This window comes from Marivivens sp. JLT3646 (assembly GCF_001908835.1).
Lineage (GTDB): Bacteria > Pseudomonadota > Alphaproteobacteria > Rhodobacterales > Rhodobacteraceae > Marivivens > Marivivens geojensis.
Genome location: NZ_CP018573.1, coordinates 51,400 through 71,045 on the forward strand (window position 1 = coordinate 51,400; position 19,646 = coordinate 71,045).

General features: G+C 55.9%; 17 protein-coding genes. 8 read left to right on the plus strand and 9 right to left on the minus strand.

Features of this window, described 5'->3' with window-relative positions:
* The first annotated feature begins 40 nt into the window (after positions 1-40).
* Positions 41-1,318, plus strand: coding sequence for a M10 family metallopeptidase (locus BSK21_RS15180; protein WP_067546956.1), 1,278 nt, complete (start codon positions 41-43; stop codon positions 1,316-1,318).
* A gap of 15 nt (positions 1,319-1,333) precedes the next feature.
* On the plus strand, positions 1,334-2,158 hold the full coding sequence (locus tag BSK21_RS15190; RefSeq protein ID WP_301547027.1) for a calcium-binding protein: 825 nt from the start codon (positions 1,334-1,336) through the stop codon (positions 2,156-2,158).
* Positions 2,159-2,191: 33 nt separating this feature from the next.
* On the opposite strand, the gene katG is transcribed toward BSK21_RS15190, so the two are convergent.
* The 4 genes from katG to BSK21_RS15210 form a co-directional block, all read right to left on the minus strand.
* On the minus strand, positions 2,192-4,396 hold the full coding sequence (gene katG / locus BSK21_RS15195) for a catalase/peroxidase HPI (protein WP_067546951.1): 2,205 nt from the start codon (positions 4,394-4,396) through the stop codon (positions 2,192-2,194).
* 121 nt (positions 4,397-4,517) lie between these two features.
* A complete protein-coding gene (locus BSK21_RS15200) occupies positions 4,518-5,201 on the minus strand; it encodes a sulfotransferase (protein WP_067546948.1) in 684 nt (227 codons plus the stop codon).
* Positions 5,198-6,064: a glycosyltransferase family 2 protein gene (locus BSK21_RS15205; RefSeq protein WP_067546945.1), complete on the minus strand. Its 867-nt coding sequence runs from the start codon at positions 6,062-6,064 to the stop codon at positions 5,198-5,200. The genes BSK21_RS15200 and BSK21_RS15205 overlap by 4 nt, the downstream gene beginning before the upstream one ends.
* Positions 6,061-7,314 (minus strand): glycosyltransferase family 4 protein, encoded by a 1,254-nt coding sequence (locus BSK21_RS15210; protein WP_067546942.1) that lies wholly within the window; start codon positions 7,312-7,314, stop codon positions 6,061-6,063. Before BSK21_RS15210 ends, BSK21_RS15205 begins: the two co-directional genes overlap by 4 nt.
* Before the next feature lie 138 nt (positions 7,315-7,452).
* Between BSK21_RS15210 and BSK21_RS15215 the strand changes: the two genes are divergently transcribed.
* Together BSK21_RS15215 and BSK21_RS15220 are read left to right on the plus strand one after the other, a co-directional pair.
* The gene (locus tag BSK21_RS15215; protein ID WP_067546939.1) at positions 7,453-8,214 is read left to right on the plus strand and encodes a DUF2793 domain-containing protein; all 762 of its coding nucleotides are present in this window, start codon (positions 7,453-7,455) and stop codon (positions 8,212-8,214) included.
* A gap of 39 nt (positions 8,215-8,253) precedes the next feature.
* On the plus strand, positions 8,254-9,102 hold the full coding sequence (locus BSK21_RS15220; protein WP_067547094.1) for an asparaginase domain-containing protein: 849 nt from the start codon (positions 8,254-8,256) through the stop codon (positions 9,100-9,102).
* A gap of 95 nt (positions 9,103-9,197) precedes the next feature.
* Here the strand turns inward: BSK21_RS15220 and BSK21_RS15225 are convergent, their stop codons facing one another.
* A complete protein-coding gene (locus BSK21_RS15225) occupies positions 9,198-11,510 on the minus strand; it encodes a Tex family protein (RefSeq protein ID WP_067546936.1) in 2,313 nt (770 codons plus the stop codon).
* 144 nt (positions 11,511-11,654) lie between these two features.
* On the opposite strand from BSK21_RS15225, the gene BSK21_RS15230 reads away from it, so the two are divergent.
* From BSK21_RS15230 to BSK21_RS15245, 4 genes are all read left to right on the plus strand, one after another.
* Positions 11,655-12,434 carry an ABC transporter permease gene (locus BSK21_RS15230; protein ID WP_067546933.1) on the plus strand — a complete coding sequence of 260 codons (780 nt, stop codon included), beginning with the start codon at positions 11,655-11,657 and terminating at the stop codon, positions 12,432-12,434.
* 75 nt (positions 12,435-12,509) lie between these two features.
* Positions 12,510-13,139 (plus strand): DUF3047 domain-containing protein, encoded by a 630-nt coding sequence (locus tag BSK21_RS15235; protein ID WP_067546930.1) that lies wholly within the window; start codon positions 12,510-12,512, stop codon positions 13,137-13,139.
* 101 nt (positions 13,140-13,240) lie between these two features.
* A complete protein-coding gene (locus tag BSK21_RS15240; protein ID WP_156894220.1) occupies positions 13,241-14,560 on the plus strand; it encodes a hypothetical protein in 1,320 nt (439 codons plus the stop codon).
* Between the two features lie 25 nt (positions 14,561-14,585).
* Complete coding sequence (locus BSK21_RS15245; protein WP_067546924.1) at positions 14,586-14,852, plus strand: hypothetical protein; 267 nt, start codon at positions 14,586-14,588, stop codon at positions 14,850-14,852.
* On the opposite strand, the gene BSK21_RS15250 is transcribed toward BSK21_RS15245, so the two are convergent.
* From BSK21_RS15250 to BSK21_RS15265, 4 genes are read right to left on the minus strand one after another with little or no spacing between them, the layout of a single operon-like run.
* Positions 14,849-16,933 carry a 3'-5' exonuclease gene (locus tag BSK21_RS15250; protein WP_067546921.1) on the minus strand — a complete coding sequence of 695 codons (2,085 nt, stop codon included), beginning with the start codon at positions 16,931-16,933 and terminating at the stop codon, positions 14,849-14,851. The genes BSK21_RS15245 and BSK21_RS15250 overlap by 4 nt on opposite strands.
* Positions 16,933-17,313 carry a response regulator transcription factor gene (locus BSK21_RS15255; protein WP_067546919.1) on the minus strand — a complete coding sequence of 127 codons (381 nt, stop codon included), beginning with the start codon at positions 17,311-17,313 and terminating at the stop codon, positions 16,933-16,935. Before BSK21_RS15255 ends, BSK21_RS15250 begins: the two co-directional genes overlap by 1 nt.
* 18 nt (positions 17,314-17,331) lie before the next feature.
* Positions 17,332-17,820, minus strand: a complete 489-nt coding sequence (locus BSK21_RS15260) for a hypothetical protein (protein WP_067546916.1) — start codon at positions 17,818-17,820, stop codon at positions 17,332-17,334.
* A gap of 10 nt (positions 17,821-17,830) precedes the next feature.
* On the minus strand, positions 17,831-19,642 hold the full coding sequence (locus BSK21_RS15265) for a DUF294 nucleotidyltransferase-like domain-containing protein (RefSeq protein ID WP_067546913.1): 1,812 nt from the start codon (positions 19,640-19,642) through the stop codon (positions 17,831-17,833).
* Positions 19,643-19,646 lie beyond the last annotated feature (4 nt).

A 19,646-nucleotide genomic window follows, 5' to 3' on the forward strand; every position in this document is an offset into this window, starting at 1 on the left:
AAGATACTGGAGCATACGTAAAATCCAGTCGCGGTTGCCAATGGTCTATGTCACCGAAACCAACGATGCCCCCGCATCGACACAGACGCCCTACGCGATCTCTGTGGGTGACTATTTTGTCGGCTACCTCGATAAAAATAACCAAGACTGGATTGAAGTCACCTTAACCGCTGGGACCACTTATACCGCTGCAATGGCAGGATTAGGGACGCAGTCCAGCGCTGTATCAGATCCCTATCTGACACTATATTCGTCGTCTGGCACCAGCATTTCAATCGACGACGACAGCGGTCCGGGGCTCTATTCCAATCTGACCTTTACCCCGACAACCACCGACACCTATTACGTCTCAGCAGGCAGCTATAATGGCGGCAGCAGCGGGGATTATGCCGTGTCTTTGGCTGTTGGAACCAAAGCCGACTATGACCTCGCGATGGGATCCTCGGCGCTGATCCGATCGGGCTACACATGGTCCAGCGCTCCGGCAACTGGGGCAACCATAACTTGGGGATTTAGGGATAGCGGCACCGCGTTAGACGCGGACGGAAAAACGACCGCATTTGCGCAACTGACCACCGCTCAGATGGACGCCGCAACAGAGGTTGCAACATACGCGTCGAGCCTGTCCAACCTCACCCTGACACAAGTTGCAACGGGGGGAACGACCAACTCTGCCACGATCCTCATGGCCGGTTACACATCGACCACCGACGGCGCGGGCGCCTATGCCTATTTCCCAGGAAGCACAGCAACGTCGAACACTGCAGGTGACCTATGGGTGAATAACCGGTGGGTATCGACCAGTGCGCTTCCCGTGGGTGGCTATTCTTACTTTGTGTTTCTACACGAATTCGGCCATGCCATCGGCCTGTCGCACCCTGGGGACTATGACGCGGCAGCAGGCACGACCATCGCCTATGGGACCAACGCGCAGTTAATTTCAGACAGCCACCAATATTCGGTGATGAGCTATTTCGACGAAGCGAACACCATGCAGAACATGGGTCTCTATCCTCAGACCTACATGCTCTATGACATCTATGCGCTGCAATTGCTCTACGGCGTGAACACGTCTGCAAACTCTGGAGACTCCGTTTACGGCTTTAATACAAACGTCGGCGGGGTGTTTGATTTCTCGACGAATGACAAACCTTTGCTTAGCATTTGGGACGGTGACGGTTCCGACACCATTGACCTGTCAGGGTTCACGACGGGCCAACTCCTTGACCTCAACGACGGCGCATTTTCAAACATCGGCGGATATGATGGCAACGTTTCGATTGCCTATGGCGCGGTGATCGAAAACGGGATCGGCTGAACAGCAGCAGACACGATAAATGGCAACGAATACGCCAATACCATCCGCGGGCTGTCAGGAAATGACACGATTGATGGCGGAGATGGCAACGATCTCCTCTTTGGCAACCTGAACCATGACGTGATCATCGCGGGGAACGGGGCTGACGATGTGCGTGCAGGATGGGGCAACGATACCGTCTATGGTGGCGATGGCGATGACCAGCTGTACGGCTACATCGGCCACGACCGTATTTACGGTGAGGCTGGAAATGACAGCATCTTTGGCGACCGCGGCCGCGATATCCTTAACGGCGGCCAAGGGGACGACTACATCCACGGCGGCGCCGACAACGATTTCATCGCAGGTGAAGAAGGCAACGATATCCTGATCGGCGTTTCCGGCGACGACGAACTCTACGGCTTTACAGGCGATGACTCTCTGCACGGCTGGGACGGGAATGACCTGCTGCGTGGGGGTGATGGTAGTGATTTCCTTGCTGGAAACGAAGGAAACGACACGCTTTACGGCATGGACGGCAACGACCAGCTCTACGGGGCAACGGGCAACGATACCCTTTCTGGTGGGGCGGGCGATGATCTCATGCGCGGCGGCGAAGGCGCGGATACATTTGTTTACGATGCAGGTAAGGACCGGATTGGGGATTTCCTGAACGACGTCGACCGCCTTTCGTTAAACAGTGCTGCATTGGGGCTCGACGGTCTTACGGCCCAAGAAATCGCCGCGATGGCGACCCAACTCGACACCGCTCTCTTCTGGGATTTTGGCGGAGGGAACACCCTGACCCTCGACGACTGGGAAGATGCCAACGACATTATCGACGACATCTACCTATTTTGAAAAAGGCCGGTGTTTCCACCGGCCTTCTCACGATTACTTCAGATCGAACCGATCTAGTTCCATGACCTTGGTCCACGCTTTGACAAAGTCGGCAACGAATTTGCCAGCGTTGTCGTCCTGTGCGTAGACCTCGGAAAGTGCCCGCAATTGCGAGTTCGAACCAAAGACCAGATCAACACGGGTCGCGGTCCACTTCGCTGTGCCCGTTTTACGGTCACGGCCTTCGAACAACTGGTCACCATCAACAGGAACCCAAGCAGTATCCATGCTGAGCAGGTTGACAAAGAAATCGTTGGTCAACTGACCTTCGCGATTTGTCAAAACACCATGCTTTGTGCCGCCATGGTTCGCGCCCAATGCACGCATACCACCGACCAAAACGGTCATCTCCGGCGCCGTAAGTGTCAGAAGCTGCGCCTTATCGACAAGCAGCTCTTCAGCCGATGCACTGAACTGACGCTGTTGATAGTTTCGGAAACCATCGGTCAGCGGCTCTAGCGGATCAAACGACTCTGCGTCGGTTTGCTCTTCGCTCGCATCCATCCGACCTGGGGTGAAAGGCACCTCGATGTCATGACCAGCGGCTTTCGCAGCCTGTTCAACTGCAGCCGAACCTGCCAAGACGATGAGGTCCGCCAGCGATACTTTCTTACCGCCAGCCTCAAAGTCGGCCTTGATGCCTTCAAGAACGCCAAGAACCTTCGCAAGTTGATCAGGTTCGTTTGCATCCCATCCCGCTTGCGGCGCCAGACGAACGCGAGCACCGTTTGCACCACCACGCAGGTCAGACCCACGGAAGGTTGATGCCGAAGCCCAAGCCGCAAGAACCAGTTCACGAGTCGACAGACCAGAGCCCAAGATCTTTGTCTTCAGATCAGCAATTTCAGCCGCGTTGACGACCTCATGATCACAGGCCGGGATCGGGTCCTGCCAGATCAGGTCTTCGGCTGGAACATCCGCGCCATAATAGCAGGCTTTCGGCCCCATATCGCGGTGGGTCAGCTTGAACCAAGCACGTGCAAAGGCGTCTGCAAACTCATCAGGGTTTTCAAGGAAACGCTTTGAAATCGGACCATAGATCGGGTCCATTTTCATCGACATATCCGCAGTGGTCATCATCGGGCGATGCTTTTTCGACGGATCATGCGCGTCAACGACCATGTCTTCGTCTTCACAATCAATCGGGTGCCACTGATGCGCACCTGCTGGCGATTTGCACAGTTCCCAATCGTATTTGAACAGAACCTTGAGGTAACCCATGTCCCAAGTCGTCGGCTTTGGTTTCCATGCGCCTTCGATACCCGAACCGATGGTGTCGCCACCCATACCGGTGCCATGCGAAGATGCCCAGCCCAGACCCATCATCTCGATCGGGGCAGCTTCGGGCTCTGGACCGACCAAGGCTGCATCACCAGCACCATGCGATTTACCGAATGTGTGACCACCAGCGACCAGCGCAACGGTCTCTTCGTCGTTCATCGCCATGCGCGCAAATGTCTCGCGCACGTCGCGACCGGAAGCGACCGGATCAGGCGTGCCATCAGGCCCTTCGGGGTTCACATAGATCAAGCCCATCTGCACAGCGGCCAGCGGGTTCTCTAGATCGCGTTCACCGGAATAGCGGCTGTTGTCGGTGTCCGACGTCGCCAGCCATTCGCCTTCAGGCCCCCAGTAAATATCTTCCTCAGGTTCCCAAATGTCTTCACGACCGCCGCCAAAGCCAAACGGCTTCAGGCCCATCGATTCAATCGCGACGTTGCCAGCGAGGATCATCAAATCCGCCCAGCTCAGCGCGTTGCCGTATTTCTGTTTGATCGGCCACAGCAGACGGCGGGCCTTGTCGAGGTTGACGTTATCAGGCCACGAGTTCAGCGGTGCAAAACGCTGTGTACCGGAACGCGACCCGCCGCGACCGTCCGCGGTGCGGTATGTACCGGCCGAGTGCCACGCCATACGGATAAAGAACGGACCGTAGTGTCCGTAGTCCGCAGGCCACCAATCTTGGCTATCGGTCATCAGCGCAGTCAGGTCTGCTTTGACCGCATCCAGGTCGAGCGATTTGAACGCCTCAGCATAATTGAAATCGGGGTCCATCGGATTGCCCGCAGGCTGGTTCTGATGAAGCACCTTCAGGTTCAGCTGGTTTGGCCACCAATCACGATTCCCGCGGCGGTCATTCCGCACATTCGGCATCGCGCCATGAATAACAGGGCATTTACCGCCAGTATTTCCGTCCATAACACTCTCCATCATAAGCAAGGGCGCAGGATGATCCGCACCAATCTAGAGTGAGCCTAACGAGAGTTTAGAATAATTAAAAATTTAATATTATGATTGCTGTGATTAGTTTTTCTTATCACTAATGCTCCAGACGACGCGCCAAAACCGCAACCGTTTTCAACGGATCAATTGGTTCGCCCAGCCAGTCAAAAACAGGCTCTAATCCAAAAGGATCATCACAAAAATCCGCGTAATTCACGAGGGTTGCACGATCCGGATACTGCGCTGCGTAATCGGCAAACCGTGCATCCATCCATTCAACGAGGCGAACCACATCGTCTCGATCCCAATCCTTCCACCACCCAGACCGTGTTACATCATCAGCGTTGCGCGTGTTGAAAATGAACCGAGCATTTTTGAAATGATGATGCATGAAATCCATAACCATTGGGAAATCATCACCCAACGCATTGTAGCGAATTTCTTTAAACCCAAACCACCGCGCATCATTGGGTGGCGCAAGAACGTTTTCGACAAACGCATCAACAAGCGCGGCCCCAAATTTAACGGGCCGCATTTGATCCGCACCATACCATGGATGTTCCGGACCACGGGGTTCTTCACCCCACGAAAAACGCGTCATCCGAACACGACGCGCCGCAGCCCATATACACTCCATCGCATTGTGATTTTCGCCGCGGATGGTCGCGCCCTCAATCGTCATCAACAAATTCTGCAACAACGTCGACCCACTCCGTCCGTAGGTAACGATAAATATGCAACCTTTCAGATTGGGATAGGCTGTATCAAAACGATGGCTCATTCGATCCTCTCGATCTCAGACCGAAACCATAGCCCCCTCCAAAACGCCATGTAAATTGCCCGACGGAACCGCCAAGGTGTGCCTCTCATCTGTCGATGAGCACGCAACCAAAACTCCGCCACACCAGCCCAACCCATCATACGCAGGCGTGCAGAGGTTTCGTTCCGCGCCCCGCACCTGAATTTCCAAAGCGACTGCTCTGTGATCAACCCGTAATTCACCCCTTGGTTAACAGGTAGGTCATGCACAACCACACTGTCGGGCACGAAGAGTCCGGGATGTGACTGGGCCAACCGCTGAGTATACTCGGCGTCATCATACCAAATGAAATAGTCCGCAATCGGTAACCCATGCGCCTCAATCGCCCAACGCGGGATCAAGCACGACACAAAAGAACAGGACGACACGAGGAAAACAGGCGCATCAGAGGAATAAAACCGCGGCCAATCCCAAACAGGCGCGGGCGTATTCATTTCGCAATGCCCTCCGTCCGTCCATTTCACCCATGAACAGGCAAAAGGCGCCCTCCGCCCCGTATCCGTTTCAAAGCGATCGAGAGCCTGTTCTAGTTGGCCGATAGCCATTGGCTCTGGATAGGCATCGTCGTCACTGACCCAAACCAAGTCGGCCCCATGGGCATAGGCGCGTTTCATCCCCAGATTAAACCCGCCTGCCCCACCAATATTTTCAGGCAAACGAAGATATTCCACCCCGACCACAACCTCAGCCGTGTGATCGGTAGACGCATTGTCGATCACATAAATCAGGTCAGGAACACGCGTCTGACTGCGCAGAGCCTGCAAAACCTTCGCCAGTTTATCGGCTCGATTATGGGTCACAATCACAGCGGCAAGCTTGGTCATTTCACCTCCAATGCCTCGCGGTAATACCTCGTAATCACGTCCTTTGCCGAAGGTTCTGACACCAGTGTTTCATGGTTTTTCCGCAATGTTAGAGCCTGTTTTGCTAGAAACGCACTATCTCGCCAAAGCCGATCCATAATGCGCACAATACCTCGAACAGTTTGCGCTGGATAACTCTGCACCAACAACTCTTGCGGTAACACCTCTTTCATCGCGCCTACATCCGTGCCGATCGGGATCACCCCTTCTTCGATTGCTTCGATAGCGACCAGCGCAAGACCCTCGTTCGATGACGGAAGGATGAGAATATCAGCCCGACGCAACACAGCCCGAACATCTGCGCCGCTGGGATGAAATGTGATCCGGTCAGCGATGCCCTGAGCCGCCGCAATCTGTTGAACAAACCGCAAAAACGGCCCCTCGCCCACGATATCAAACCGCAGATCAACGCCAGTCTTTCGACCCCAACGCACCAGTCGAACCATCGTCCAAAGTGCCGTCACCGGTCGCTTTTGATAGGCCATTCGCCCGACGAACGCGACACGTAGGGTACTCTGCTGTGATCGCAACCGAACAGGCGAAACCTCTCGGTCGGCAATCATCCGACCCAGATCAACGGCGCGATTGAAACGCTGGCGATAAAATTCGACCAAACCACGACTGATCACATGTGTTCGATCAATGTGCTTACTCCAAACCCCCGAAATCCGGACAAAGCCCCCGTCCATATGCTCCACAATATGCGTGCTGTCATAGGTCCAAACCCACGGAAAATTCTGTCGTATCACAAGCAATGCAGCATAGAGCGGGACGCAGTGATGAATGTGAACCGCTACGATATTTTCTTTGCAAACAAGCTCTTGGATGAGTGTGCCCCATTCGCACCGCGGTCGATGATGCCAATCCAAAACCGTCACACCCTCGGGCGGAACACCACCTGCACGTTCCGCAACAACAAACACACGCAGCCCCAATTCCTGCGCCCAGTTGATACAATCCCGTGCGAGCGCTTCGGCCCCGCCGACGGCAAACCAATGCATCCCAATGAGGATCGCAGGCTGTTTTGCATGATTTGGCCTCGTTCGATCACCCATTAGAACGCCGTTCAGAACGCTCCATTGATGGCCGTGAATCTGACGAGAGAACAAGCGTTCCCGCATATAGAGCAAACGCTCCACAACAAACGGCGCCACCCGATAGCCAGCAGCCAGCAGGTAGTCATAGGGCAATTTTTCTGGCGCTTTCGTCATGATTAATCCCTACCCGACCACAGGCACCATAGGAAGACAATCAAGGTTAACATGCCCTTACCAATGCGACCGCAGCCTTAGCCAGACCTAAGGATTTTAACCGTAAAGTCGGTGGAAATTTCATCGTCTGAGGTCCCAATGTCCGATACATCTGCCACCCTTTCGCTCCCCTATTTGATGCCCGCACAGGCGCAAAGACACGTCACACATAACGATGCGCTCGACCGCTTAGACCTGGTTGTGCAACTCGTCGTCACTGCGTTCGACGCAACCAATCCCCCCACCAGCCCAACCGAAGGCGAGTGCTACGCGATTGGTCAAACTCCGACGGGCGAATGGGTCGGCAACGCTGGACTCCTTACGGTTTTTCAAAATGGCGGCTGGGTCTATATCAGCCCGAAAAACGGTTGGCTTGCGACCACGGATACAGGCGATATCAGACTCTATTCCGGCGGTACGTGGGTCGATGCGCGCAACCAAACTGCTCTCCAAAACCTACCCGAACTGGGAATCAACGCGACGGCAGATAGCACCAATCGTCTGTCGATTTCCTCGGACGCAGTGCTATTGAACCATGCAGGTGCGGGTCATCAGGTGAAGGTGAACAAGGCCTCAACAGCCGACACCGCCAGCCTCCTCTTCCAATCGAATTGGTCAGGCCGAGCCGAGATGGGCCTGTCTGGGACTGACGATTTCGCGGTGAAAATCAGCGCAGATGGCAACACGTGGACGGCGGCTTTATCGGTAGATGCAACCAACGGCAATGTCAACTTGGCACAGGCATTAACCTTAACACCCGCGCCCACCCCAACATCGCCCACCGCGGGCATGCTGTACTTCGACGGCACGACGACGACGCTCCGATGTTATGATGGCAACCAGTGGTACGACCTCTTTTGACGGATTGCCGAGCCGCGCAGGATCAGGCTAGTGATGCATATGGACCTACTTTTGATACACACTGGCGGCACCATCGGCATGGTGCCAACGCCCAATGGCCTCGCCCCCCAAAACGGCGTGGTCGAAGGCGCGATCTCTGCGCGTTTATCCGCGGGCGTGACCTTGCATCAGCATGTCTTCGACCCACTGTTGGACTCCGCCGATGTCGGCCCAGTCCACTGGAATGAAATTCTATCGGTGCTCGCCAGCCACCCTGACATGCCGACGATTGTAACGCACGGCACCGACACGATGTCCTTTACGGGCGCGGCGCTATCGCAAGCGCTCGCGAGTCTGAACCGTCGCGTCATTTTATGTGGGTCAATGCAGCCACTGAATACGGGTGGAGATGCCGAAGGCAACCTCGATCTCGCACTCGATGCCGCACTAAATCATAGTGATGCGGGCGTGTATTTATCCTTTGCAGGCAAACTGTTACCCGCTGATGGCCTCACCAAATACGACAGCCACGCGGACGATGCTTTCCGCCATATTCTGCAGGCTCCGCTAACACCACCAACCCGCCGCCACTTCTCCCCCAAACGCCTAGCCGTTCTCACCCTCACGCCCGATTTTCCGGTCGCAGCACTCGCCGCGATGCTCTCTGAATTAGATGGTGCGGTGTTGCGGGTGTTTGGCGCAGGCACGGCGATGAACAATCCTGCACTCTACAACGTCCTCAGAGCCGCAATTGCGGACGGAAAACGCATTCGCGCCGTCAGCCAAAGCACCACAGGCGGGTTAGAGCCAGGCGCCTATGCCGCTGGATCGGCATTGTGGGCGGCGGGCGTAGAAAACGGCGGATTGGAGACACCAGAGGCGGCCTTGATCCACCTTTGGCTAAATTAAGCGGCGAAATTTCAGAAATTTCGACCTGCTTTTTCAAAGCAGAGCGCCGCACCCAAAGGGTTCGGCGCAACCGCAGTCCTAAATTCGAACATCCGTCATTTTTTGCGCATCGCTTCAAGAAGAGCCGCCCCCAGACCACCCGTTTCCGCCTGTTTTGGCGGGCTGGCTTGGGTCCGCGGTTTCGACCCATTATGACCACGCGGTCGATCCTGACCCCGTTCGTTGCGAGTCTCTTTCGCACTGGCCCCACCGTCTTTGCGCATAGTTAACCCGATGCGTTTGCGGGGAACGTCCACCTCGGTCACCGTGACGCGCACCACATCCCCTGCTTTGACAATCTCATGCGGATCTTTGACGAATTTATCGGCCAATTGGCTGACGTGAACCAATCCATCCTGATGCACACCGATATCGACAAATGCACCGAATGCAGCCACGTTAGTGACTGTTCCCTCAAGAACCATACCCGGTTTCAGGTCCGTGATTTCCTCGACGCCATCGGCAAAACTCGCGGTTTTAAAAGTCGGGCGCGGATCGCGTCCGGGCTTTTCCAATTCGGCTAAAATATCGCGAACGGTCGGCAGACCGAATGTTTCGTCGACAAAATCCTCAGCGCGTAGCCCTCGAAGGGCCTGCGCATCGCCCATCAGCGACCGGACATTGCGCCCACAGGCCGCAACGATTTTGCGGGCAACGCCATAGGCTTCGGGGTGAACAGAGGACGCATCCAGAGGCTCTTTCCCATTCGTAATCCGCAAGAAGCCCGCGCATTGTTCATAGGCTTTCGGACCCAGACGCGCGACTTTCAGTAGGTCTTTGCGAGATGTGAACGCACCGTTGCTATCGCGATGCGCCACGATGCTTTCCGCCAAAACAGGGCCTAAACCGGAGACATGCGCCAAGAGAGGAGCCGACGCCGTATTCAAATCCACACCTACGGCGTTCACCGCATCCTCGACCACCGCTTCGAGCGATTTGGCCAACTTGTGCTGGTCCACGTCGTGCTGATACTGACCGACGCCGATGGCCTTGGGCTCAATCTTGACCAATTCGGCCAATGGGTCTTGCAAACGCCGAGCAATCGACACGGCACCGCGCAAAGATACGTCGAGGTCGGGAAATTCCCGCGCTGCCAATTCCGAGGCCGAATAGACCGACGCGCCCGCCTCAGAGACAACAACCTTAGTCGGAGCTTTCACCGACGATGGCAGGCGTTTCAAGGTGTCCGCGACCAATCGTTCGGTCTCGCGGCTCGCCGTGCCATTACCAATCGCGATCAGATCAACGTTGTATTTAGCGATGAGAGCAAGGATCACCGCCTGCGATCCCTGCACATCTAGTCGCGGCTGGAACGGGTAGATGGTCGCGGTGTCCAGAACTTTACCCGTCGCATCCACCGCAGCGACCTTCACCCCTGTGCGGATCCCCGGATCAAGCCCGATTGTCGCCTTTGCCCCTGCGGGTGCGGCTAGCAACAAGTCCTTGAGGTTACGTGCAAAAACGGTGATCGCTTCCTCGTGTGCAGTGCCCCGCATATCGCCCAAAAGATCGAGCATCATGGTCATCGACAGCTTTACGCGCCACGTCCAACCCGCAACACCTGCCAGCCATTTGTCACCCGCAGTCCCTGCACGAACACCCAATTCAGAGGCGATCAGCGACACAGCTCGCGCGGCGCCCTCTTCGTCAGGGGCGATGTCGATGGTGAGGAAACCCTCATTCGCACCGCGCAGCATTGCCAACGCGCGGTGGGACGGCACGTTCGCCCATTTTTCGCTATGGGCAAAATAGTCGGCGAATTTCGCACCTTCTGCTTCTTTGCCTTCAATGACACGCGCCGAGATCACCGCCTCGCGCTTCATAAATTCGCGCAATTCCCGCAGCAGCCCTGCATTCTCCGCCAGCCCTTCGACCAGAATGTCACGGGCACCGTTCAGCGCGTCTTTTGTCGTGGGAACAGCCTCAGTGATAAAGCCAGTCGCGTGAACCTCGGGATCGGTCGCCCGATCGGCTAAGATCAAATCCACCAGCGGCTCCAGCCCGTTTTCACGGGCGATCATCGCTTTGGTACGGCGCTTGGGTTTGTAGGGCAGATAAATGTCTTCCAGTTCGGCTTTGGTCGCGGCCTTGTGGATCGACAGGGCCAAATCGTCCGTCATCTTACCCTGAGATGTGATCTCTTTCGCGATGGCCGCGCGGCGCTGTTCCAATTCCCGCAGATAGGTCAGTCGTTCGGCCAAGGTCCGCAATTGCGTATCGTCCAAACCACCGGTCACCTCTTTGCGGTAACGCGCAATAAAGGGAACTGTTGCCCCTTCGTCCAACAACGCAACAGCAGAAGTGACCTGTTTTGGGGTGGCGTTAATGTCCTGCGCGATGGTCGCTGCAATGCGGGTTATAGTGTCCAAAGGGGCCTCCGAATGCGATCTGGACATCCTTCTTAGCCCCGCATCACACCCTCCACAAGCAACCCCGCGCCACTGTTTTACCGATCCGAAAGACAAAGCCGCTATCGCTGTCTATAGTCGACCCAAACGAACCAAAGCAGCCCGATGACCGCAGCCCTATCGCGCCCCAGATTTATCACGCTCCGTTCGATCATGGCCTTGATCCTACGCGAAATGGCATCGACATACGGTCGGTCGCCCGGTGGCTATCTTTGGGCCGTGTTAGAACCACTCGCTGCCATCGCTATTATGGCGTTCGGCTTTTCGCTGATGATCCACAAACCGTCCTTGGGCAGCAATTTCATGCTGTTTTATGCAACAGGATTTTTGCCGATCCATATTTACGGTGAACTCTCGACCAAGGTGATGAACACGCTGCGCTATTCGCGGATGCTCTTGGCCTATCCAAGAGTCCTCTGGATCGACGCAATCCTAGCGCGGGTGGCACTGCATCTTTTGACGGGGATCGTGGTGTTAATCCTCGTGATCGGTGGGATCATCGTTTTGACTACGGCGAGAGCGGACATTGACCCGATCCCTATCGCTCAAGGGGTCGGGATGGTCGCCCTCATCGGCGCGGGCATTGGAACGCTCAACTGCTATCTGACAGGTCGGTTCGAATTTTGGGGGCGGATCTGGGCCGTGGCATCGCGCCCGATCTTCTTTGCGTCGGGCGTATTTTTCCTCCTCGATAATGTGACAGAGCCGTTGCGAAGTTGGCTCTGGTGGAACCCTTTGATCCACGGCGTCGGGCTTGTTCGGGCGGGCTTCTATCCAACCTATGACGCCACCTACGCATCGCTCGGTTATGGCTACAGCTTTGGCCTGATCGCACTGGTGCTAGGATTGATCCTACTCCGCGCAAACCACGACCGGATTTTGTGACAGCCTATCACGTTCGCTAGAGGGGCGTTTACAGATTGCCCCCACCCGTTACCTATAACGTGACGGAGGACACCTATGCGCAACCTAATCGCTACCTTGCTGACCCTCGCTGCCACCAGCGCTGCGGCCAATCCCTTTCCGAACTGGACAGAGCAGAAATTTGCGCTGTTTTCGTCGAATGGCTACACGGCCACTGCCAACGCAGTTGATGTGCAAAGCGCAGGAACAGTGTCGATGTTGTGGACCGCGCTGGACCCATCTGACTGGTCAACCCGTCGAGCAAGTTGGGATTGGTCCGTCGCTACGAGCGTGCCACCAACCGACCTGACACAAAAGGGCGGCGATGATCGCAACCTATCGCTCTATTTCGTGTTCATGCCCGAAGAAATCGCCCAGCAAAACCAATCCGCTTCGATCCGGACGCTCCTCTCGGTCGAAGAGGCGCGGGTGCTGATGTATGTCTTTGGCGGCGACCATCAGATCGGCGATGTCCTCCCGTCGCCCTACCTCGGCGATCGAGGGCGCATGATCATACGCAGGGCAGCGGGCACAGGCACCTACACGGAAACAGTCGATCTGGCCGCCGACTATGAAAGAGCCTTTGGAGGTAATGCGACGGCATTGGTCGGGCTGGCCCTCTCGGCTGACAGCGACGACACCGACAGCAAGATTGTTGCACGGTTAGAGAATTTAAAACTCGATTAATCTTTGGAATAAAGCCGAACCAAAGGTCGCCATTCCGCCCCATTTTCGCCCCTAGCCCTGACCCTCCATCGTCAGACCCTTTGATTGGTGAAACACGGGGGATGATGATGAACATCGAATACGCAGGCCGCGCGGGGGCGGCGCTCTATACCGATCTGGTAATGATTGATGACGAGCTGATTGGCACCTCCCGCTATGGCGGCGCGATTGAAAGCTGGACCAGCGACCTCACCCCAATCGACAGCCTCGCCCACACCCGTGGCGATACCGCAGGAGGCGAGGCAGAGTTGACAGTTGTCAACTTTTCCGACGGCCCTGCCCTACTGACGGGGGGTGGCGCGAACGGCAGCCTGCAATTGATCAGTGTGACAGATGGCACCCTTTCGGCAGTGATCGACTATGGCGAATTTTCGTGGCCCTCTGACATTACCAGCAGCGCGGCAGTAACCCTCGCCTCTGGGCGTATCGGTTTTTACGGTGGCTTCTGGGGTGAGGCAGGCATCGCAAGGCTCCAACTCTCTGGAAACGGCACACTCCTCGGCACGGGTTATACGCCTGACACGGCGCAGTCCTTTGCAACAGGGATCACCGCGATGACCACGGCAACATTTGACGCAACTCAGTATATCGTGACCGTGGCCCAAGAAATGAACGGCCTCACCCTGTGGTCGGTCGCGGACAACGGCAATCTATGGGCCGAAGATACAGTCGATGCGTCCGATGGACTTTGGATCTCAGCGCCGACAGTAATCGAAACCGTCGTGATCGACGCACAAACCTACATGATTGTCGCCGCAGCAGGCAGCGGATCATTGTCAGTCGTCACCTTGGACGCAACTGGTGCGATGTCCGTGATCGACCACGTGATCGACGACCTCGACACACGCTTTGCCGGCGTCACCGCATTGGCCACGATCCAAATAGACGGGGAAACTTGGGTCGCCGCGGGCGGATCGGATGATGGGGTAAGCGTTTTTGCTCTCTTGCCAAACGGGATGTTGGAACCCGTCGCTCATATGGCCGACACTGTCACCGCGGGGCTTGCGGATGTATCGACCCTGGAACTGGGCAGCACCGATGGAGTGATCGACATTTACGTTGGTTCAGCGAGCGAAACAGGCATCACGCATCTGACGTTTGACCCGAACGGCGCGACGATATCAGGCACTAATTCAGCGCAAATGCTATTGGGCACCGATGGCGATGACCTGATCCTCGACGGGGGCGGGATCGACATCCTGACGGGTAGCGCGGGCGCAGATGTGTTCATCTTTGTCCCCGACAACAGCCCCGACACAATCACGGATTTCACGATCGGAGAAGACCGCATCGACATCAGCAGTTGGGGCCTCATCCGCAACCTGTCCCAAATCGGCTATACCGAAACGAACGAGGGCCTCACGCTGACCTACGGCCAATGACCCAGTGCGCGGGTATTCATCAGGGATGCGCGCGCGTTTGGCCTTTGCCCTGTCGATGGGGCTGCCATTCGACCTCTACCTCGTGGACGAAGTGACCGCTGTGGGCGATACGAAATTCCGCGCAAAAAGTGCGATTGCCTTCAAATCGCGGATGGAAAACGCGGGCGCAATCATGGTCAGTCACAACATGGACCAACTGCGCAATCTCTGCAGCGCAGGGATGGTGCTGCGGGACGGGAAACTGATTTGGTTCGACAACGTAAACGACGCCATCTGGGCCTATCAGTGCTAGACCTCTAGGTCGGTATTCAAATCCGGAATGAGCCGTTTGTGCTTGCGGCCCTCTGCGATCACATCACCAAAGGTTTCAATTCCACGTGCCTCGCAAATTGCCGTCATTTTGATAAAGGCATGGGCGGTCGCGATTGTGTCGCCCATTGCGGTGTGACGTTGTTCAGGCGGGATCACGATCCCCAACCGCTGACATATCGCATCCAACGTGTGTTCAGCGTCCTGACCAAAGACAATCGCAGAAAGCAAAACAGTGTCTAATACGGGGTTCGTAAAAGCCTTTCCGATGCCTGCCTCATGACGGCGCAGGAACTCCAGATCAAAGGGTGCGTTATGCGCGACCAATACGGAACCACGGGCAAAGCTGTGAAACTGCGAACCGACCACATCAATATTGGGCGCGTTCGCCACCATTTCGTCCGTGATCCCATGCACATCCGTAGACCGCGCAGAGATCGGACGTTCAGGGTTCACAAGCCGATTGATCTGTTCACCTTCGACAATGCGACCGTTCACAACGCGTAGCGCTGCAATCTGACAAATCTCGTCACCTTGGGACGGCAAAAGACCCGTAGTTTCAGTATCAAACACAACAAAGGTCAGATCGGACAGCCGCGCCTTGGTCAGTTGCGCCGGCGGTGTTTTCTGCATGAGGTCAAAGTCATATTCGACCCCCCGCTGCAGCGCCGGCAATATGCGACCCGACTGTTGCGGCAACGGAATTTTCAGCACGGACCGCCCAAAGCGCCCGAACTCTGGCCAGCAATCGGTCGCGTGTAGACGCAGAACAGAATGACCAGACACTCCCGGCACACCAAAATCGAGCGGCTCTGACAACCAATGGGACATGGTATCAAACGGCAGCGGTTCACCGCTCCAACCCAAGGCGATCATCGGGCAATCTTCTTCGTCCGCGACTATCAACGACGGCACCCGACCGCCATGTTGTTTAACGATCCGGTCACACAAATGAGCCAGCAAAACAATCATCGGCAATGCGGCGACATGCAGGCGGGTGGCATCTGGCCCCTCAACCGTTAGATCAGTGTCATCAAGCCGCGATTTCACCGCATTCACGATCTGACGCGCAGAAACATCCTCCATCGGCCAGAGCGATCCGCGACTGCTGTCATACTCCGCGAAATGTGTGCCAATGCGGTTCAACATAATCTCAAGCCCGTCGATCAGGCCGTCGGTCATGTCAGGATCATCGGCAAGGGCGGTGTCCCGTTTGCGGAACTCAATTGCCGTACGAAGTGACGCCATATGCGGACGTAAATCAGCAAAAACGCGCGTGAGAAGGGTCGTCGATTGTCCGACCACGGCCAAATCATGGGTCACATCATCAATCGACATCACATAACTGGGTGTCACATCGCTTTCGTCGGCGGCGTGGGTCAAACGCATGCGTGCGCTCAACGTTCGATGACCCAATACCGTGGTGACTAAGGTCGGAATGACCATATCGGGCCCCTGCCCGTATGCACAAAGACGATTGTAAGCATCCAAAATTGGTTCAGGCTCAAGGAAATCGAACAGAGAATGGTCCAAGCCAGGATGATGATGGTCTTCGTCCAGCATCTCTGCCGCGACACTGTTGTAGAACGCAATTTTATGCGTGCCAGAACAGAGCACCACACCAAACGGCACGTCGGCGGCCATCGCAACAAGCTGCTGTTTTTCGGTGATCAAACGCGTGGTTTCCTGCGCGACCGTCTCGGCCAAGGCGTTGCGCGTTTGCGCAAGGTGCCGTGTGACCTCACGTGCGGCAGGGGCAAGATCGCCCAGATATCGCGCCGTTTTCGGGTCTAATTCCTCTTCGATGTCCGCATGTGCCCGGGCGGTCAATGCGCCAGCCAACCATTGCATCGGCTTGGCGAGGTTTTCATCGAACAGATACCAAATCCACGTCATCAGCCCCAGAAAACCAAAACCGCCGATGATCTCTGCAAAAAGGAAACCGTCCTGTTCACGCTGACTGCCAAGCCAGAGCCCAACGCCAAAAACCCCAAGACCCCCGAGGGTCATAAGCACGAAGAACAGCAAAATCCTAAGACGCAGATGTAGGCGGTCTAGCTTCATTACAGGCTCTCCAACTCCACAAATGGCGCCAGTGTGGCGCGCAATTCTGCAGGCCCAAAGGGTTTGGTCAGGGTCGCGGTCGCACCCACCGCCTTGGCCTTGCGGGCCTCAATGTCGGTATCGCGAATGGTCATCAGGATGATCGGCAATTCGTCGAAATCGTCGCGCAGGCGCATGGTTTGACAGAGGGCAAAGCCCGATTGGTCGGGCAAGCTCGCATCAATGATCAGAAGGTCATACCTGTGAGAGGCAATATAGGTGAGCGCAGTTTCCGCTGTCGATGCAATGTCGACCACCAAACCATCCGCACCCAACATCGTTGCGATTGCCTTGGTTATTGGCCGTTCATCTTCGACCAAGAGGACTTTCTTCTCACCCATTGTACTCTCCACACACTATTAAGAGCGGGAACAAACCGCCCGCATCATTGGGTCTTGGGGATCAAGGGGTGCAAAAGGCTCTGCACTTCCATCCGTCAAAACCCGCGCAATTTCCGAAGTTTCACACTTGAACCGAACAGAGATGATCTGCGCCGGTTGCCAACGCATCATACGATAGAGGTCCGCCTCGCGTTCGCCTGTCGTCGCAATGTCAGTGACGTCAGCAACGGCCAAGAACCCTTCGACTTGAGGCCATGCATAGGTCCAAGGTTTGTAAAACGCCTTTACCTCGGCGGTATCGATCACTTCTGCACCCTCAGGCAGACCGCCCGAAGTCACATCATACCACGCGTATTCATTGTAGATGCTCAGCCCCAACATACCGAGGCCAGCCATCACAGGCACGATCCACTGGGGCGCGCGATTGCCGGTCAATTTTCGCAGACCAAAACCAATCCCTGCCATACCCACGCCCGCGATCACGACCGCGACTAATTCATATAACATGCGTCCTCCCTTAACGCGCTGCCGATGACGACAGAGCGCTTTGCATGGTTCTTACGATGACGAACGCATCGCGAAGGTGCGACCGTTCGAATGCTGGTAACGATGATGGCGTCAGGTAGTTGTCGGGCTTTTGCCCTGCACGTACCTGTGCCGCTTGATGGTTGAGGCGCACGCTGGCGATGGTATCGTATGCAGCCAAAAGGTCCGCGCCCCCTGCCTCGGACACGATACCCGCCTCAATCGCGCTGTCGATCCGTGCCCGCGTGTTCACCGCGCCGATCTGACCCTTGAGTGCATAGATCCGCCCAAGGTCAACAATCGGGACCACGCCGTTATGTTTCATGTCGAGCGTATTGCGGTGTTCACCCGATTTGATCGTCGCAAACCCACGGAACAGCGACAGCGGGGGAACGTGTTTCAACGAGTTCGAGGCCATATGCGCGACAAAGATCGAGTCCTTGACCGCCATCGCCAGAGTATCACCCTGAAGTTCCGTAAATAGCGTTTCGTCCCCCGCGATCGGTCGTAAATCAAACATGACAGAGGCAAGCATTTGCGCCTCTTCGTTCGGCTTTGCGATCCACATACGGAAATAGCTCTGCCAGACCGATAGACGCTGCCGCCAACGATCCGCCGTCGCCATCATATCACCGGGGCAATAGACGTAACCGCAGGCGTTCAACCCATCGCAGACAAAGGTCGCAAGCTGCGCAAAATAACGCATATCGTCATCGGTTGCGCTGTCATGGATAATCAGACAGTTGTCCTGATCCGACACACCCGTTTGTTCCCGACGACCTTGGCTACCACAGGCCGCCCAGCAATAGGGAACGGGCGCAGGACCAAATTTCACCTCAGCCATCTTGAGCAATCGACGGGTCACGATATCGGCCACATCCGTCACTTTGCGAGTGACAACATCATGGGCGAGGTGGCTACCGACCAACTGCATCAGGAAATCAGGTAGGCGTTTGGTCACCTCTGCCATTTCCTCGACACTAGTTACCCGCCCCAAGTCGGCGATCATATGTGCCTGCGACGTCGCGAGGAACCGTGTCAGGTCAGTTTGGGTGATCATCCCACGGAATTTGCCGTTTTCAACGATGGGCAAGTGACCGATGCGGTGGTCTATCATCATGTGCATCACGTCCGACCCCAACGCGGACGGGTCCAGCGTCACAGGATTGCGGGTCATGATGGTGTACACTGGCAGGTCAGGATTTAGACCCTCTGCCAGCACTTTATTGTTCATATCGCGCACCGTGAGGATACCGATCAACTGGTCGTTTTCCTCGATCCCGAGCGATGAGATACGTTCATCCCGCATCAGTCGCGCAGCATCCTTGATCGAAAGATCGGGCGCGCAAGTGATCGGTTCATGAGCCAGCATGTCGGCGACATGCAGCGTTAAAATCCCGCCTTGGGTGATGCCACGGGCACCGCCGCGGGTGAAATATCGGTTAAAGGTGGCGAAGTGTTTAACTGCATTCAGGAACGCTTCGGCAGGGAAGAGATGGAGCACACAGTCGCTCGCTGCGCGGGCATTGGTTGCGGCCTTCCCGTCACGCAAAAGCCCACGTTCACCGAAATGGTTCCGTGCGCCCAAAATTGACACCAATGCTCCAGAGGCATCCGTGATCTCAACCGTACCGTCCTCAATCAGATAGACCCCGTCGAGTGGATCATCATGACTGTAGATCGTTTCGCCCGTCACCACATTACGCCGGATCAGCCCGGCTCCGACCGTTTTGAGGTCGTGCCGCTCTAATCCGTCATAAGGGTGAGTGGTTGCGAGAAACCGGATTATATCTGCGTGTTCCAAAGGA

Bases quoted from the DNA above. Each gene is read 5' to 3' on its own strand.
- BSK21_RS15210 (WP_067546942.1), bottom strand. From the start codon at position 7,314: ATGACGAAAGCGCCAGAAAAATTGCCCTATGACTACCTGCTGGCTGCT.
- BSK21_RS15205 (WP_067546945.1), bottom strand. From the start codon at position 6,064: ATGACCAAGCTTGCCGCTGTGATTGTGACCCATAATCGAGCCGATAAA.
- katG (WP_067546951.1), bottom strand. From the start codon at position 4,396: ATGGACGGAAATACTGGCGGTAAATGCCCTGTTATTCATGGCGCGATG.
- BSK21_RS15240 (WP_156894220.1), top strand. From the start codon at position 13,241: ATGATGATGAACATCGAATACGCAGGCCGCGCGGGGGCGGCGCTCTAT.
- BSK21_RS15215 (WP_067546939.1), top strand. From the start codon at position 7,453: ATGTCCGATACATCTGCCACCCTTTCGCTCCCCTATTTGATGCCCGCA.
- BSK21_RS15260 (WP_067546916.1), bottom strand. From the start codon at position 17,820: ATGTTATATGAATTAGTCGCGGTCGTGATCGCGGGCGTGGGTATGGCA.
- BSK21_RS15235 (WP_067546930.1), top strand. From the start codon at position 12,510: ATGCGCAACCTAATCGCTACCTTGCTGACCCTCGCTGCCACCAGCGCT.
- BSK21_RS15245 (WP_067546924.1), top strand. From the start codon at position 14,586: ATGCGCGCGCGTTTGGCCTTTGCCCTGTCGATGGGGCTGCCATTCGAC.
- BSK21_RS15200 (WP_067546948.1), bottom strand. From the start codon at position 5,201: ATGAGCCATCGTTTTGATACAGCCTATCCCAATCTGAAAGGTTGCATA.
- BSK21_RS15230 (WP_067546933.1), top strand. From the start codon at position 11,655: ATGACCGCAGCCCTATCGCGCCCCAGATTTATCACGCTCCGTTCGATC.
- BSK21_RS15180 (WP_067546956.1), top strand. From the start codon at position 41: ATGGTCTATGTCACCGAAACCAACGATGCCCCCGCATCGACACAGACG.
- BSK21_RS15220 (WP_067547094.1), top strand. From the start codon at position 8,254: ATGGACCTACTTTTGATACACACTGGCGGCACCATCGGCATGGTGCCA.
- BSK21_RS15250 (WP_067546921.1), bottom strand. From the start codon at position 16,933: ATGAAGCTAGACCGCCTACATCTGCGTCTTAGGATTTTGCTGTTCTTC.
- BSK21_RS15255 (WP_067546919.1), bottom strand. From the start codon at position 17,313: ATGGGTGAGAAGAAAGTCCTCTTGGTCGAAGATGAACGGCCAATAACC.